Below are 16,072 nucleotides of genomic sequence, written 5' to 3' on the forward strand. Positions count from 1 at the left end.
ATGTTCCGGCAAAGCCTGGATCCCACTACTCACGGCTGTACCACCGGTAACGCTGCAAGTCATCAGCAATCCAACTGCAGGTAGTGTCGGGCAAGTTGGTAGCAACGGACAACGGAAGAGGAGGTGAATTCCACCATGAACAAGCGCCGTCACAGCTGTCCTCGCTGCGGAGCGATGCTCGACGAGGGTCCCATCCTGTACCGCTGCGCTCCCTGCCGTCGTTCGGTGTATGCCGCCGACCTCGACACCGAGTTCCACACCGAACACACCACCGCACTCCGCTGACCGCCATTCCAGCAGCGGTCGTCGAAGACGCCCAATGACCACCCAGGCTCCGCTCGCCGACACCGCGCCCGGCCGCGAAGAAGCCCGGCGCGCCACCTTCAAACGGCCGCGGACAAACGGCCCCGGATGACGATCGGGTCTGAACGACAGCGAAAGACGATCGTCTCAACGGCCGTGGGTGACGATCGCCAGGTGTCCGGCGTCGGAGATCACCGCCACGTCGCCGTGCTGGTCGGTGCGGTAGACGCGCATGCCGAGGTCGTGCAAGCGGCGCATCGTCACCGGCGCAGGGTGTCCGTAGTCGTTGTCCGCGCCGACGCTGATCAACGCCGCCCGGGCGCCCGTGGCGGCGAGGAAAGCGGGATCTTGGCGTGCCGACCCGTGGTGGGGCACCTTGAGGATGTCGACCCTGGGCAGGCCCCGGCGTAACAGCTCGGCCTGCGCCTCGATCTCGACGTCCCCGGACAGCAGGGCCGACCCGGCCGCCCATCGCGCGTGGACGACGATGCTGGCGTTGTTGGCCATCGAGCCCTCGCCGGGGCCCGCCGACATCGCCTCCGGCGCCGGTCCGACGATGCGCAACTCGACAGGCCCGAGACGCCAGCTCATGCCCGGCGAGGCCACCCACTCGGGCACGTGCCGGCGGCCGAGGTCGGCGGACACCCGCGCGCTCTCCTGATGAGGCTCATGTCCTGGACTGACGACCACGGCACCGACCCCTCTGCCGCGGAACACCCCGTCGAGCCCTCCCACGTGGTCGAGGTGCGGATGGGTGAGGATCACCAAGGGCACCTGTTCGACGCCCAGCGTGCGCAGGCAATGGTCGACGGTGACCGGGTCGGGCCCGGCGTCCACCACCACGGCCCTGCCGGCCCCCGCCGACAGCACGAGTGCGTCTCCCTGGCCGATGTCGCAGCTCACCATGAGCCACCCCCGCGGCGGCCAGGGCGCGACGGCCGGACGGACGAAGATCAAGGCGACCGCCAGGCCCACGGCGAGGGCGCACGCCACCAGCCGCAGAGCCGCCCGGCGCAGCACCACCCACCCCACCACGGCCAGGACGACGAGCAGGAGCAGGCCGATCACCCCGCCGGGCCACGGAATGGCGGCCGCCGGGACGCCGGCCACCTGGCGGGCCACCAGGATGATCCAGCCGACGGCGTACCCCGCTGGACGGACGAGCCATCGCGCGGTCTCCAGGTGGACGGGCGCCACGATGGACGCCGCGAACCCCAGGACCGTCGCCGGGGCCACCGCCGGCCCGGCGAGCAGGTTGGCCGGGATGGCGACCGGTTCGAGCTCCCCCGCCATCAGCACCAGCAGCGGAGTGACCGCGGCCTGAGCCGCGCAGGGCACCGCTATCGCCTCGGCCGCCCAGCGTGGCATCCGCCGGGACATGCGCTCACGCCATCGGGGCGCGAGCGTCAGGATGCCTGCGGTTGCGAGGACCGACAGCGCGAAGCCGTACTCGGCGGCGAGCGCCGGGTCGAACATGACCAGCCCGAGCACGGCCGCCGACAGCGCGGTGACACCGTCTCCGGCGCGTCCGGTGCCGAGCGCGACGGCGGCCACCGAACCCATGACCAGCGCCCGCAGCACGCTCGGCGAAGGGCGGGCGACCACGGCGAAGCCGACCATGGCGGCGATGGTGAGCACCGCCCTCACGGCCAGCGGCAGCCCGGCGACGCGCCCGAACGCGAGCACCATCCCCGCCACGATGGCCAGGTTGGCTCCGGAGACGGCCGTCAGGTGGCTCAGGCCAGCCGTCTTGAGATCGTGCCTCACCTGCTGGTCCAGGAGGGACACATCGCCGACGACCAGCCCCGGGAGGAGTCCGCGCTCGGCCGGGGGCAGGACGGCGCAGGCCTGCCTCAGCCCGTCACGAAGAGCCGCTGCGGCCCGCTGCGGCGGCGACGGGCCGCTGAGCACCTCCGGCGGCCTGCCGGCGAGGATGACGGCGGCCGTCAACACCTCGTCGTCCGCGGGACCGAGCCTGCCGTGGACGCGGACCCGCTGACTCGGCAACAGGGACGCCCACTGCGCCGATCCCTCAGCGAACACCACCACCGGCGCCGACGTGGTGAGGCGCATGCCGAAGGCTTCCACCCGCTCGACGGAGCCCTCGACGATGACCCGTTCGCGGCGTACCAGCCCTCGCCGGCCGGGCAGGACGCGGGGGTCGGCCGTCAGCGACATCTCGACCGTGACCACCGCCCGCTTCCTGGCGAGATCGGCGACCGGCCCGGAGGTCACCGCATGGACCCGGAGGGCGACCGACCCCGAGACGGCGGCCACGCACCCGAGCACGCCAAGGAGCGTGTACCTCCATCTGTGCCACCTGCCCCGCCCCGGCGTCTCACCGCTTCTGCCGGCCGCAGCGCGCAGCGCGGCAGGCGGGCGACGACCGGCGACGATGACCACCACCAGCAGGATCAGGGCAGCGCAGGCCACGCCGAGACCGACCAAGGCCGGACATCGCAGAAGCACACAAGCGGTCCCCCACGCCGCCAACGCCGGCACCGCCAATCGCCACTCCCCCTGCCCAGCCGACCTCTCATCCCCGGCACCCCTCGCAGCTCTGAGCCCCACGCCGCCCACCCCCACACCACCGACCGCCACCCCCTTACGACCGACCGAACTCTCATCCCCAGGCGCCCCCCGCAACGCCGAACACCACGCCCCCCACCCCCACACCACCGACCGCCACCCCCTTACGACCGACTGAACTCTCATCCCCGGGCGCCCCCCGCAACGCCGAACACCACGCCCCCCACCCCCACACCCCCCACCGGGACGCCCTATGGCCGGCCGAACTCTCGTGCTCACGCGCCCCCCACAGCGCGGAGTTCCAGGCCTGCCACGCCCGTACCACCGACCGTGCCTTCCGATGGTCAGCCGAACTTTCGTGCTCGCGTGGCTCTTCGGGAGCGGACACCATCTCGCGTGGTTCCGCGCAGCGGCGGAAGGCGGTCATACGCGCACCTTGTCGCGCAGTTCGGCGAACTTGCGGTCGCCGATGCCGGTGATCTGACGGAGCTGGTCGACGCTCTGGAAGCCGGCATGGCTCTGCCGGAAGTCGATGATGCGGCCGGCGAGGACCTCCCCGACTCCTGGCAGGTCTTCCAACTGGCCGGAGGTCGCGGTGTTGAGGTCCACCGGCATGCCGGGAACGGCGGCGGGATCGACGGGCTGGACGGGAAGGCCCCCGGCGCCGTGGGGACGGCCGACCACGATCTGCTCTCCGTCCACGAGCCTGCGGGCGAGGTTGAGCTCACCGGTCGTGGAGCCGGCCCGGACGCCTCCCGCCGCCGCGAGGGCATCGGCCACCCGGGAACCGCTGGGAAGGGCGACGACGCCGGGCTTGCGCACCTTCCCGATCACATGGACGAGCACCTGGACGGCCACCCCGGCCCCTGTGGAGGGACCACCCAGCGCCGCACCGGACGTGGCGGTCAGAGCAGTGAGAGCGCCGGACGCGGAACTCCCGGCGGACGATGCACCCGACATGGGGCCTGCTGCTGAGGAAGCACCGGGCACGGGAACCCCGGTAAGCGGGGCACCGGGCTTGGAGCCTCCCGCAGGCCGAAGACCGGACGCGGCCGTCACGGCCGGAGGGGCGCCGGACATGGAGTCGACGGCCGGCAGGGCGCCGGATGGCATCGGAGGGCTGAGCGGCTCGACCTGCGGGCGGGAACGCCATGCGTAGACGCCCGCGACCAGGGCCGCCACAAGGCCGATCACGAGCAGCACCCGGACGCCCGGACGGCCGAGGTCGAACCGCGCCCCGTACTCGGTGACCAGCCCCGCCAGCCGGGCGCGCGACGTCAGAGCCGGCAACGGCTCGGAGCGCCCGCGCCCGGCCGGAGCGGCCTCACCCTGCGCGGCCGCGCCGTGCGGAGCCGCGCCGTGCGGGGATTCACCGATGTGGGGCGGCGGGCTCACGCTGCTCCTTCCGGGGGCGTCGTACTGATCGGGCTCGGCATGGTCGTCGTGAGACGGCGGAGACGGGTGCGGGCATCGCCGGCCGAGGGGGCTGAGAGCATGCAGGCGCGACTCGCCGACGTCGCTGCGCAGGAACCGGTCCGCTGATCTCACGTGGGCGACGTTAGGCCGCCCCGCGGCCGGCCATCCGACGCGAACGGCATTCTGTGGATAGAGCCTCGGGAAATGCCCGGGAGTGAGTCACAGACAACACGAGTTGCCGGGGGACACGAAGATGCGCCGGGAGCAAGGCCGCCGCCACGACCGCAGATAGATCTGATGAGGTGGATGAAGCCGCATATTGGGTACAGCTGGCCGGCTGGAGAGAGCCGAGCAGGCTTACGTCCACGTAGGTGCGGGTTACGTCCACGGAGGTGGTGGATGCGTTTCCGCTGGTGGTCAGCGTGGCGTCGTGAAATGAGCACGGCGATCGCGTGATTCGAACGAGGCCGAAGAGCAGGTCGGAGGAACGTCAGCGCACAATTTCCGCGGACCCGCGCCTTTGCGGCACGACACGAAAGGGCGGTGAAGGCGCGGCGAACCGCAGGTCAGAATGCTGGCGGCGAGGTCAGGGGCGTCGGCCCATGATGTTCAGCAGCCGGGCCTGCCGCGACCCGGTGGGGTCGGGCGCGCCATCGGGAGCGGCGAAGAACCGGTGGGTCGTGTGGTCACTGACGGGAGTCTCGGCCAGACCGGCGTAGATCTCGGCGAGATGGTCATCGACCCACGCCACGAGGCCGGCGTCCAGGACGTCGTCCGCCTCGATGGAGCGAGCGAGATCCCAGGTGTGGATCACGGTGTCCGCCGTGCGTACGGCGAGCGCCTGTCCGCCGGTCACCGGGCCTAGCGGGTAATCGAGCACCCGGTCGAGGGCGCCCTGCCGGGCGAACGCCCGCGCACACTCCCCCACCGACCGGATGTAGGCGCCGACCGGATCGTCACCCAGGACATCGGCTTCACGCAGCCGCAGGAACTCCTCCTTGGTGCCGCCCCGCAACAGGCCCACATAGTTGAGGTTGCCCCCCGCCATGTGACCGACGAGCTGACGGACACTCCAGTCCGTGCAGGGCGTGGGCAGGCGCCACTGCTCAGGCCGTACCGCCCGCAGCCTCCGCTCGAACTCCGCACTGGCCAGGACGAAACGGTCGACGATCCCGTCGAATGCGTGGTTCACAGGGACGAGTCTGCTGACGCGCCGGAACCGACGCTGGCAGGAATCAGACCTCGCAGCGCGGGACCCTGGGCTTTGACCATTCGACTTCACCGCCGGCGCCACCAGCGACACGATGATCGAATGCCGGCCATTCCGCTGCCCATAGCGGTGCGGCCATTGATGGCCGGCCGGACATCAGCGTGAGCCATGAAGACCTCCGGCCGGTGAAGACGGCTTCCCACCACCTCCCGGGGTTCTCCCGTTGATCGACCACCTGCCCTAGCGGGCGACCAACCCGCTGACCGAGTACGGCTACCCGTGAGGCGCGCGGCCGGTCAGGCGTTCGGAGGAAGTCCCTCCCAGAAGCCATGGGAGGCGGGCCGTGGATGGCGAACCCTGAGCGGCAAGCCCTAAGCCGAAAGCCATGGATGCGAGCCGTGAGTGGCAGGCCGTGGGCGGCGGACAGAAGACGGCAAGCCATGGGTGTTGGCCGTGAGTGGCAGGCCCTGGGGGCGGGCCGTGCCTGGGGAGGTCAGGTGGTGAGGGCGGGGGCTATGGTGATGCCGAGCATGCCGGGGCCGACGTGGACGCCGACGGCCGCGCCCACCTCCACCACCCGCAACCGACCGAGGGCCGGGATGCGTTTGGCGAGGTGGTCGGCGAGCGTGCCGGCGCGGCCTGCGGCGACGAGGTGGTGGACGGCCACGTCCACCGGATCGTCGCCCGCGGCGCGGACGGCCAGATCCTCGAGTCGCGCGATGGCCCTGCCGGAGGTGCGCACCTTCTCGAGGGGGGCGATGGTGCCCTGGGTGATGTGCAGCAGCGGCTTGATCGACAGGGCGGAGCCGAGGAGGTTGGCGGCGGCACCGATGCGGCCTCCCCTGCGCAGGTGTTCGAGGGTGTCCACGTAGAAGAAGCTCTTGGTGGCCTCGGCGCACGCCCTGGCGGCCTGCGCGACCTCGGTGCGCGTACCGCCCTGGCGGGCCTTCCACGCCGCGGCGAGCACCGGGAAGCCGAGCCCCATGGCGAGCGACCCGCTGTCCACGACCTCGACCGGGATGATGGCGTCGGCGGCCGCAATGCGGGCCGACTCCACCGTGCCGGACATCTCAGCGGAAAGGTGGACCGACACCACGCCGGTCGCGCCCTGGGCCGCGGCCAGTTCGTACGCGTCGGCGAAGCGTTGCGGCGCCGGGCGGGACGTCGAGACCGGCGACCACTGGCGGAGCGCTCCGGCGACGCCCTCGGCGTCGATCTCGGCCACGTCGTCGAGTGCGCGGCCTCCCACGACCACCTGAAGCGGGATCACGGTGACGCCGAAGCGCCGGATCTCCTCGGCGTCGAGGTAGGCCGTGGAATCGGTGACCACGGTGACCGCTTGCGACATGACCGAAGGTTACCCGCCGCCACATCACTCGCCGCCGGTGGAGGCCACCTTGCGACGACCGGCCCTCCAGGCCGTCAGGAGAGGACACCCCGCGACGGCCGGATGCGCCGTACCGCCGCTGGACGCCCTCTGCGAAGGCTGGGTACGCCAGGCCGCCAGGCCGGCAAGAAAGGACACCGCGATGGCCCGATCCGCCGTACCGCCGCTGGACGCTCCCTGGACGGCTGGGTAGGCCAGACCGCCAGGTCGGCGACAGAGGACCCTGCGATGGGCCCATGCGCCGTAGCGTCGTTGGACGGCCTCTGCGATGGCTGGGGTGTCAGACCGCCGGTGGCGGTCGTCCCATCACGACCTGGGGCACCGGGCCGGGGCCCGTGGGTCGAGCGCTACTGGACGGGGGTGCCGCCGCGCCAGACGCGGCGGGGTTTGAGGCCGAAGCCCCAGGCGAAGGCGCCCTCGTGGTCGGCGTCCCACTGGACGATGTCGGCCAGGCGGCCCGGGGTGAGCACGCCGCGGTCGGGAGCGCCCAGGACGGTCGCGCCGCCGAGCGTGGCGGCGCGGAGGGCGTCGCCGACGCTGATGCCGAACGCGGCCACCGCCAGGCTGATCACCAGCGACATCGAGGTGATGCCGCAGTGGCCGGGGTTGTGGTCGCTGCCGAGGGCCACCGTGACGCCCTGGGCGAGCATCCGGCGGACCGGAGGCAGGTTGCCCTGCTGGAGTGCCGTTCCGGGGCACACGACCGCGGGGACGCCGTAGCGCGCGAGAAGCGCGATGTCCTCGTCGGTGGTGTTGTGCAGCAGGTCGGCCGACGCGCAGCCGAGTTCGGCGGCGAGCTGGACGGCGCCGCGGCGCTTGTGGGCGCCGGCGTGGATGCGCGGCAGCAGGCCGACGTTGCGGCCGGAGGCGAGCACCCAGCGGGCCTCGTCGGTGGTGAAGTGGCCGTCGTCGCAGTAGACGTCGACGCTGTCGGCGCCCGCCGCCGCGGCGTCGGCGCACCAGGAGCCGACGGCCTCGACGTAGTCGCGCTGGCGGCCGAAGTACTCGGGCGGCACCACGTGGGCCGCGAGGAAGGTGACGTGCACCCGCGGCATCATCGGCTCTTTCTCGAGCTCGCGCAGCAGCCGCACGTCGGCCAGTTCGCCGTCGCGGGTGAGGTGGTAGCCGGTCTTGGCCTCGACGGTGGTGGTGCCGTTGAGGATCCAGTCGCGCAGGCGCTCGCGGACGCCGTTGCACAGCGTCCACGGGTCGGTGCCGCGGGTCACGGTCACCGTGGAACCGATGCCGCCGCCCGCCGCGGTGATCGCGCTCGGCGTGGAGCCGCCCGAGCGCATGGCCAGCTCGGCGTAGCGGTTGCCGGCGTACACCGGGTGGGTGTGCGCGTCGATGAGCCCCGGCGTCACCAGGGATCCGCCGAGGTTCTCGACGTGATCGACGTCCGTGATGTCGTCCACGACACCGGGCACGCTCTGCGGCAGATCGGCGGCACGGCCGACCCATGCGATGCGGTCGTTGTGAACGAGGATCGCGGCGTTGCTGCAGACGTCGTTGCCGGTCCAGAGCCGGCCGATGTTCGTGAGAAGCCTGACCGTCATGGCATCACCGCCCGGCCCAGGGCCGTGGAAGCATCCGGGAACGCCGCCGGAGCCCAGGTGGTGCCGGGCGCCACGCCCGCTGGGTCCGCTCCGTTTCCGGACGTCATTGGGGGGTCTCCTGATCTCATCCGCACTGGTGTGCGATGACGGTATCGTCCGGATCTTGGCCGGGCGATTTCAGTTCAGTTACGTTATTTCACAGGTCGGCTCGCTGTACAGGGTTATTGAGAAGAACGGCGGTTCGTCTCCCTGCGGCGCGTCGAGGCCCTCTGCACCCCGGCATGTCAGTAATCCGTCCCCGGGAACGCCTGGTGCCGACCTAGCCCCTGCTGTAGCAGCAGTCACACGCGTCATCATGCGAAACCAGCGCCAGAATGTCTTGTCAGGGTGCCCATATCGTAGCAATAATCAAGCCCCGCGGGCCACAGGCACCTTCCTGCGCCTTTGCGAAGTTTCTCTCCCGCGTCGCGCTTCTGTACCTTTTCGGATACTTCATCACGACATCAAGCCGGGACTCCCGTCTCCCCCCGGACGACGGGACGATCTGCGATCGCCGCGCGAAGGCTCCGAGCGAACGCCGCGCCAAGCCCTCCCCGGCACGCCGGCCCGGCTCATCGAGCCTCCGCCGCAGGCCGTCGAGAGCCGTTCACGGCTATCGTTGACCTTTCAACAGAATAGCAGCACGATCTCCGCACCGGGCGGAATCACGCGAGAACGGACCGAGCCGGCCACCGCGCGCAGCGGGCCGGGCCGCTCCCATTCCACGCCCGACCTGCGGCCGGGAATCCCGGCCGGGGACAGAGCCCCGGCCGAGATCAGACGGTTTCGACCGGCTTGGCGGTGCGCTCGAGCTCGGCGTGCAGGCCGGCCGGCACGTGGGCGTGCAGGATGGTGCCGTCCCCCGTGTGGTGGACCGAGTGCACCTCGCCCTCCTTGTGGGCGCGGGCGATGAGGTCGCCGCGCTCGTAGGGCACCAGCACGTGCACCTCGTGGTCGAGCCGGGGCAGCTCGCGCTCGATCACGGCCATCAGCTCGTCCATGCCCGCGCCGGTGCGGGCGGAGACGACCACGCTGTGGCGCTCCCGCGTGGCCAGCCGGGCCAGCACCACCGGGTCGGCGGCGTCGGACTTGTTGACCACCACGATCTCGGGGATGTCGCCCACCCCGTCGATGTCGGCGAGGACCTCGCGCACCGCGGCGATCTGGGACTCCGGATCGGGGTGCGAGCCGTCCACGACGTGCAGGATCAGATCGGCGTCGCCGACCTCCTCCAGCGTGGACCGGAAGGCCTCGACGAGCTGGTGCGGCAGGTGCCGGACGAACCCGACGGTGTCGGCCAGCGTGAACAGCCTGCCGTCTGGCGTGCGGGCGCGCCGGACCGTGGGGTCGAGCGTGGCGAACAGGGCGTCCTCCACCAGCACCCCCGCGCCGGTGAGCCGGTTGAGCAGGGACGACTTGCCGGCGTTGGTGTACCCGGCGATCGCCACCGCCGGCACCTCGCGCCGCGACCTGCGTGAACGCATGGTCTCGCGGGCCGTCGACATGCCGCTGATCTGCCGGCGCAGCTTGGCCATGCGCTCGCGGATGCGGCGGCGGTCCAGCTCGATCTTGGTCTCACCGGGGCCGCGGCCGCCGATGCCGACGCCTCCGGCCGCCCGGCCGCCGACCTGGCGGGACAGGTTGCCACCCCAGCCTCGCAGGCGCGGCAGCAGGTAGCTGAGCTGGGCCAGCTCGACCTGGGCCTTGCCCTCGCGGCTCTTGGCGTGCTGGGCGAAGATGTCCAGGATCAGGGCCGTGCGGTCGATGACCTTGACCTTGACGACCTCTTCGAGCTGGCGGAGCTGACCGGGGGTCAGTTCGCCGTCGCAGATCACGGTGTCGGCGCCGGTGGAGGCCACGATGTCGCGCAGCTCGACCGCCTTGCCCGAGCCGATGTAGGTGGCGGAGTCGGGACGCTGGCGCCGCTGGATGAGCCCTTCCAGGACCTGCGACCCGGCGGTCTCGGCCAGCAGCTTCAGCTCGGCCAGGGAGTTCTCGGCGTCGACGACGGTGCCGCCGGTCCATACTCCGACCAGGACGACCCGCTCGAGGCGAAGCTGGCGGTATTCGACTTCGGTGATGTCCTCGAGCTCGGTCGAGAGGCCGGCGACACGCCGCAGGGCCTGCCGCTCTTCGAGGTCGTAGTCACCGTTGACGAGATCTTCGTCGGACTCGTTATACATATACGTCTTCTCTGTGGCTATGGTCGCGCTCCTCAGCGCTCGTGGGTCACCGCTCGCGGTCGACCGCTCCGCCTAATTCAACACGGGGACCCCTCTGCTGTCTTCCCCCGATGGTGCCACGCCGGTCCCGGCGGTTCACCTGGTTATCGCCCCGCCCTCTTCCCCGTGCGCAGGCGGCTCAGGTGGTGGCGAGAACCTTGGCGTCGCCCGACCCGGTCTTGACGACGATGGTGCGCGGCGAGGAGTCGTCGTCGGTGACGTCGATCTTCTTGTCGCCGGAGCCGGTGCTCGCGGTGACGTTGTAGGCGCCCTTGGGCACGCGCACGGTGCCGGTGCCGGAGCCGGTCTGGACGTCGACCTTGTCCGGCGTGGCGGCGAAGCGCAGCTCGACGTCCCCCGAGCCGGTCTTGGCGGCCGCCTGCTTGGCGCCCAGCTCGTTGGCGTCGACGGTGCCGGACCCGGTGTCGGCGGTGACGACTCCGGACAGCGAGCGCAGCGTGATGTCGCCCGACCCGGCCTTGACCTTGACCTCGACCCCGCGCGGGACCTCGATGAGGTAGTCCACGCCGCAGCTCCCCCCTGAGCGGCAGGTGTAGTCGAGGGTGAGGGTGTCCCCTTCGACCGGGTGCCGCGTGACGGGTTTGTCGCCCTTCCAGTAGAGCTTCTCGGTCACGTGGTACCCGGCGCGGTCGGACTCGGTCACCTCGATGTCCCCGGCGCCGCTGTCGACGCGGAGCACGGGGGCCTTACCGGTCACGTCGTAGGAGTTGGTCTGGTTCTTGGTGGGCGAGGCCAGGTCGGTCACACCGCACCCGGTGAGCAGCAGCCCGGCGCCGAGCACGGCCCCGGCGGCAAGGACGCGTCCCGCCCTCGCCGGCAGGAGTGCGGGACGGGTACGGGGGGAGGTGTCGGTGGGGGAGGTCGGATTCTTCATGGTCCAAGACTGCTGGCCGCGGGCGTGCGGGCCCATCGGGGAAGGCCCGGAGACAACCCTTGGCGATCCCTCAGGGTTGCCTGGCGTTGACCCCCGAGACGGGCACCCGGTAGCGTCGATTCCACAATCTAGAACTGTTTTTCCGCATTATGGAAAGGATGGCCATGGAAGGCGTTGAGATCACCGGCCCCTCGCTGGACCGCTTCGACCAGATCCTCACCCCCGAGGCACTGCGCTTCGTGGCCACCCTCCAGCGCGAGTTCGAGGGCCGCAGGCGCGAGCTGCTGGAGGCCCGGCGGGCCCGCCAGGCCGAGTTGTCCGCGGGCGGCACCCTGGACTTCCTGCCCGAGACCAAGGCCGTCCGCGAGGACGAATCCTGGCGCGTGGCCGAGCCCGCCCCCGGCCTGGTCGACCGCCGGGTCGAGATCACCGGCCCGGTCGACCGGAAGATGACCATCAACGCCCTCAACTCCGGCGCCAAGGTCTGGCTCGCCGACTTCGAGGACGCCAACTCCCCGCTCTGGGAGAACGTCGTCAACGGCCAGCTCAACCTGCGCGACGCGCTCGACCGCGCCATCGACTTCGAGTCGGGCGGCAAGCGGTACGCCCTGCGGCCCGACGAGGAGCTCGCCACGGTCGTCGTGCGGCCGCGCGGCTGGCACCTGACCGAGAAGCACGTGCTGGTGGACGGCGAGCCGTTCTCGGCCTCGCTGTTCGACTTCGGTCTCTACTTCTTCCACTGCGCGCAGCGGCAGATCGACAAGGGCAAGGGCCCGTACTTCTACCTGCCCAAGATGGAGTCCCACCTGGAGGCGAGGCTCTGGAACGACGTGTTCACCCGCGCGCAGGAGCTGCTCGGCGTCCCGCACGGCACCATCAGGGCGACCGTCCTCATCGAGACCTATCCGGCCGCCTTCGAGATGGAGGAGATCCTCTACGAGCTGCGCGACCACTCGGCGGGGCTCAACGCCGGGCGCTGGGACTACCTGTTCAGCGTGATCAAGAAGTTCCGCACCCGCGGCCGTGAGTTCCTGCTGCCCGAGCGCAACGCGGTGACCATGACCGCGCCGTTCATGCGCGCCTACACCGAGCTGCTGGTGCGCACCTGCCACCGGCGCGGCGCTCACGCGATCGGGGGAATGGCCGCCTTCATCCCCTCCCGGCGCGACCCCGAGGTGAACAAGGTCGCCCTGGAGAAGGTCCGCGCCGACAAGACCCGCGAGTCGGGCGACGGGTTCGACGGGTCGTGGGTCGCCCATCCCGACCTGGTGCCGATCTGCCAGGAGGTCTTCGACTCCGTCCTGGGCGAGCGGCCGAACCAGCTCGACCGGCTCCGCGAGGACGTCGTGGTCCCGGCCGCCGATCTGCTGTCGGTGTCCAAGACGCCCGGCGACATCACCGAGGCAGGCCTGCGCAACAACGTCGACGTGGCCCTGCGCTACCTGGCCGCCTGGATGGCCGGCAGCGGCGCGGTGGCCATCCACAACCTGATGGAGGACGCCGCGACGGCCGAGATCTCCCGCTCGCAGATCTGGCAGTGGGTGCACAACGACATCGAGTTGGCCGACACCGGTGAGGTGGTGACCAAGGAACTGGTCGAGCGGGTCATCTCCGAGGAACTGGACAGGATCCGCCAGGAGCCCGGTTTCGACCAGGCCCTGTACGGGCAGGCGGCGGAGCTGTTCACCGAGGTCGCCCTGGACGACGACTTCGCCGAGTTCCTCACGCTCCCGGCGTACGCTCGGATGCCATGACACCGGCACCGGCCGGGCCGTCCGGCCGACTCAGCGCCCTGGTGGACCGCCTCACCTCCGTCCTCGGGCCCGACGGGGTGATCACCGATCCCGTGCGGCTGCGCACCTACGAGTGCGACGGGCTGACCTACCACCGCGCGACCCCGGCCGTCGTCGTGCTGCCCGAGACGGCCGAGCAGGTGGCGGCGGTGGTCGGGCTCTGCGACCGCACCGGCACCCCGTTCGTGGCGCGCGGCTCGGGCACCGGACTGTCCGGCGGGGCCCTGCCGCGCGCCGACGGCGTGCTCATCGTGACCTCCCGCATGCGCCGCATCATCGAGATCGACATCGACAACCGCCTGGCGGTGGTGGAGCCGGGCGTGACCAACCTGGCGATCAGCGAGGCGGCCCGCCCGTACGGCTACTACTACGCGCCCGATCCCTCCAGCCAGCAGGTGTGCTCGATCGGCGGCAACGTCGCGGAGAACTCCGGCGGCGCGCACTGCCTGAAGTACGGCTTCACGGTCAACCACGTCCTGGCGGTCGAGCTGGTCGCCCCGGACGGCGAGATCGTGGAGCTGGACGCGATGGACCCCGGCTACGACCTGCTCGGGGCCTTCATCGGCTCCGAGGGCACGCTGGGCATCGCCACCAAGATCACCGTACGGCTGTCGCGGGTCCCCGAGACGGTGACCACGCTGCTGGCCGCCTTCGCCACCGTCGAGGAGGGCGGCCGGGCGGTGTCGTCCATCATCGGCGCCGGCATCGTCCCCGCGGCCATCGAGATGATGGACGCCCTGGCCATCGAGGCCGCCGAGGCGGCGGTGCGGTGCAATTACCCCGCGGGGGCGGGCGCGGTGCTCATCGTCGAGCTGGACGGCCCCGCCCCGGAGGTCTCCCACCAGTTCGCGCAGGTGGAGGCCATGTGCCGCGACACCGGCGCCTTCGAGCTGCGCGTCGCCGACGACCCGGCCGAGCGCGCCGCCATCTGGCGGGGACGCAGGTCGGCGTTCGCCGCCGTGGGGCGCATCAGCCCCGCCTACCTGGTGCAGGACGGGGTCGTGCCGCGCACCGCCCTGCCCGAGGTGCTCGCGGGCATCGAGCGGCTGTCGCGGCAGTACGGCATCCGGGTCGCCAACGTCTTCCACGCCGGGGACGGCAACCTGCACCCGCTGGTGCTGTTCGACGACGCCGAGGAGGGCGCGGGCGAGCGGGCCGAGCTGGTGTCGGGCGAGATCCTCGACCTGTGCATCGAGCACGGCGGGTCGATCACCGGGGAACACGGCGTCGGGGTGGACAAATCCCGGTACATGCCGAAGATGTTCACGACGGACGATCTGGACACCATGCAGCTCGTCCGCTGCGCCTTCGACCCGAAGAACCTGTCCAACCCCGGCAAGATCTTCCCCACCCCACGGCTGTGCGGTGAGGCCCCGGGCGTGCGCAAGGGCGTGCATCCCCTGGTGGCCTCCGGAGAGGCGGAGCTGTTCTGATGCCCCTTCCCCCCGAGGAGGCCCTGGCCGCGAGCGGCGCGGAGGTCCGCGCCGCCACCCCTGACGACGCGGCCGCCCGCGCGCCCGGCCTCGGCCGGCTCACCCCCCGCTGGATCGCCCTGCCGGAGACCACCGGCCAGGTGGCCGCGCTCATGCGGGCCGCCGCCGAGCACGGACTCGCCGTCGTCGCCACGGGCGGGGGCACCAAGCTCGGCTGGGGGGCGCCCCCCGACCTGTGCGACCTGCTGCTGTGCACCCGCCGCATGGACCGCGTCCTGGAACACGCCGCGGGCGACCTGGTGGCGCGGGTGCAGGCCGGCGTGCCCACCGAGGCGCTCGCCGGCGCGCTGGCCTCCTCGGGCCAGGAGCTCGCCCTGGACGTCCCCGTCGAAGGGGCCACCGTCGGCGGCACGCTCGCCGCCGCCACCGCCGGCCCCCGCCGCCTGCGGTACGGCACCGCGCGCGACCTGCTGATCGGCATCACCGTCGTGCTGGCCGACGGCACCGTCGCCCACTCGGGCGGCAAGGTCGTCAAGAACGTCGCGGGCTACGACCTGGGCAAGCTGTTCACCGGCTCCCTGGGCACGCTGGGCGTCATCACCGAGGCCACCTTCCGCCTGCACCCGCTGCCGGCCGCGCGCGCCTGGATCGGCGTCACCGTCCCCGGCCTGGACGCGCTCCCCGACCTCGCGGCCCTCGCCGGGTCCCAGACCGAGCCGAGCGCCGTGGAGATCGACCGGCCCTGCGCGGACGGCCCGCTGACCGTCGCCGCGCTGTTCGAGGGCGTCGCGGCCGGCGAGCGCGCCAAGGCCGCCGGCGAACTGCTGGGCGGCGCCCCGGTCGCCTCCGAGCCGCCCCCCTGGTGGGGCCGGCTGCCCGGGGAGGAGTTCCTGCTGGAGCTGCGCGTCCGGCCCGCGTTCGCCGTTCCCGCGCTGGCCGCGGTGGCCCGCGCGGCCCGGGAGGCCGGCGACCTGCCGGTGCACGTGCGCGGGTCGGCCGCCTCCGCCGTCCTCCACCTCGCCCTGCCTTCCGACGCCGCCCCCGCCCGCGCGGGGACGTTCGTGTCGGTTCTGCGTTCCGACCTGGCCGCGCACGGCGGCAGACTGGTGGTGTGGACCGCACCGGCGGACGCGGCCGACCGGCTCGACCGCTGGGGCCCGGCCGGGGCCGCCACGCTCATGCGGCGGGTCAAGGAACGCTTCGACCCCGGCGGCCGCCTGTCACCGGGCCGCCTGCCCACCGGCGGGCCGCCGCCCGAGGCCGGGAGCGGGGAACGCGCGTGAGGAGCC

Annotated in this window: 10 protein-coding genes; 3 read left to right on the forward strand and 7 right to left on the reverse strand. The window is 71.9% G+C overall.

The genetic code is table 11. From position 1 onward, the window contains the following. Positions 1-450: 450 nt before the first annotated feature. The 7 genes from ABZU32_RS01060 to ABZU32_RS01090 all read right to left on the reverse strand — a co-directional run bounded on the left by ABZU32_RS01060 (position 451) and on the right by ABZU32_RS01090 (position 11,557). Positions 451-2,592, reverse strand: coding sequence for a ComEC/Rec2 family competence protein (locus ABZU32_RS01060; RefSeq protein ID WP_354915397.1), 2,142 nt, complete (start codon positions 2,590-2,592; stop codon positions 451-453). A 663-nt stretch (positions 2,593-3,255) separates the two neighbouring features. Beyond that, on the reverse strand, positions 3,256-4,380 hold the full coding sequence (locus ABZU32_RS01065) for a ComEA family DNA-binding protein (protein ID WP_354915400.1): 1,125 nt from the start codon (positions 4,378-4,380) through the stop codon (positions 3,256-3,258). A 454-nt stretch (positions 4,381-4,834) separates the two neighbouring features. After that, entirely contained in the window at positions 4,835-5,440 is a 606-nt protein-coding gene (locus ABZU32_RS01070) for a TIGR03086 family metal-binding protein (RefSeq protein ID WP_354915402.1), read from the reverse strand. Between the two features lie 511 nt (positions 5,441-5,951). Further along, positions 5,952-6,806 (reverse strand): DegV family protein, encoded by an 855-nt coding sequence (locus ABZU32_RS01075; protein ID WP_354915405.1) that lies wholly within the window; start codon positions 6,804-6,806, stop codon positions 5,952-5,954. A gap of 386 nt (positions 6,807-7,192) precedes the next feature. Beyond that, on the reverse strand, positions 7,193-8,401 hold the full coding sequence (locus ABZU32_RS01080) for an amidohydrolase family protein (RefSeq protein WP_354915407.1): 1,209 nt from the start codon (positions 8,399-8,401) through the stop codon (positions 7,193-7,195). An 815-nt stretch (positions 8,402-9,216) separates the two neighbouring features. Further along, the gene (hflX, locus tag ABZU32_RS01085) at positions 9,217-10,623 is read right to left on the reverse strand and encodes a GTPase HflX (protein WP_354915410.1); all 1,407 of its coding nucleotides are present in this window, start codon (positions 10,621-10,623) and stop codon (positions 9,217-9,219) included. Positions 10,624-10,801: 178 nt separating this feature from the next. After that, complete coding sequence (locus ABZU32_RS01090; protein ID WP_354915413.1) at positions 10,802-11,557, reverse strand: DUF4097 family beta strand repeat-containing protein; 756 nt, start codon at positions 11,555-11,557, stop codon at positions 10,802-10,804. Between the two features lie 164 nt (positions 11,558-11,721). On the opposite strand from ABZU32_RS01090, the gene aceB reads away from it, so the two are divergent. Genes aceB through ABZU32_RS01105 form a run of 3 tightly spaced genes read left to right on the forward strand, consistent with a single transcriptional unit; the run spans position 11,722 to position 16,066 of the window. Continuing rightward, a complete protein-coding gene (gene aceB / locus ABZU32_RS01095) occupies positions 11,722-13,311 on the forward strand; it encodes a malate synthase A (protein ID WP_354835087.1) in 1,590 nt (529 codons plus the stop codon). Further along, on the forward strand, positions 13,308-14,783 hold the full coding sequence (locus ABZU32_RS01100) for an FAD-linked oxidase C-terminal domain-containing protein (protein WP_354915416.1): 1,476 nt from the start codon (positions 13,308-13,310) through the stop codon (positions 14,781-14,783). The genes aceB and ABZU32_RS01100 overlap by 4 nt, the downstream gene beginning before the upstream one ends. Beyond that, positions 14,783-16,066 (forward strand): FAD-binding oxidoreductase, encoded by a 1,284-nt coding sequence (locus ABZU32_RS01105; protein ID WP_354915419.1) that lies wholly within the window; start codon positions 14,783-14,785, stop codon positions 16,064-16,066. Before ABZU32_RS01100 ends, ABZU32_RS01105 begins: the two co-directional genes overlap by 1 nt. The last annotated feature ends 6 nt before the right edge of the window (positions 16,067-16,072 follow it).

The sequence above is a fragment of the Sphaerisporangium sp. NPDC005288 genome (genome assembly GCF_040607475.1).
GTDB lineage: Bacteria > Actinomycetota > Actinomycetes > Streptosporangiales > Streptosporangiaceae > Sphaerisporangium > Sphaerisporangium rhizosphaerae.

Bases quoted from the DNA above. Each gene is read 5' to 3' on its own strand.
- aceB (WP_354835087.1), top strand. From the start codon at position 11,722: ATGGAAGGCGTTGAGATCACCGGCCCCTCGCTGGACCGCTTCGACCAG.
- ABZU32_RS01105 (WP_354915419.1), top strand. From the start codon at position 14,783: ATGCCCCTTCCCCCCGAGGAGGCCCTGGCCGCGAGCGGCGCGGAGGTC.
- hflX (WP_354915410.1), bottom strand. From the start codon at position 10,623: ATGTATAACGAGTCCGACGAAGATCTCGTCAACGGTGACTACGACCTC.
- ABZU32_RS01080 (WP_354915407.1), bottom strand. From the start codon at position 8,401: ATGACGGTCAGGCTTCTCACGAACATCGGCCGGCTCTGGACCGGCAAC.
- ABZU32_RS01100 (WP_354915416.1), top strand. From the start codon at position 13,308: ATGACACCGGCACCGGCCGGGCCGTCCGGCCGACTCAGCGCCCTGGTG.
- ABZU32_RS01090 (WP_354915413.1), bottom strand. From the start codon at position 11,557: ATGAAGAATCCGACCTCCCCCACCGACACCTCCCCCCGTACCCGTCCC.
- ABZU32_RS01075 (WP_354915405.1), bottom strand. From the start codon at position 6,806: ATGTCGCAAGCGGTCACCGTGGTCACCGATTCCACGGCCTACCTCGAC.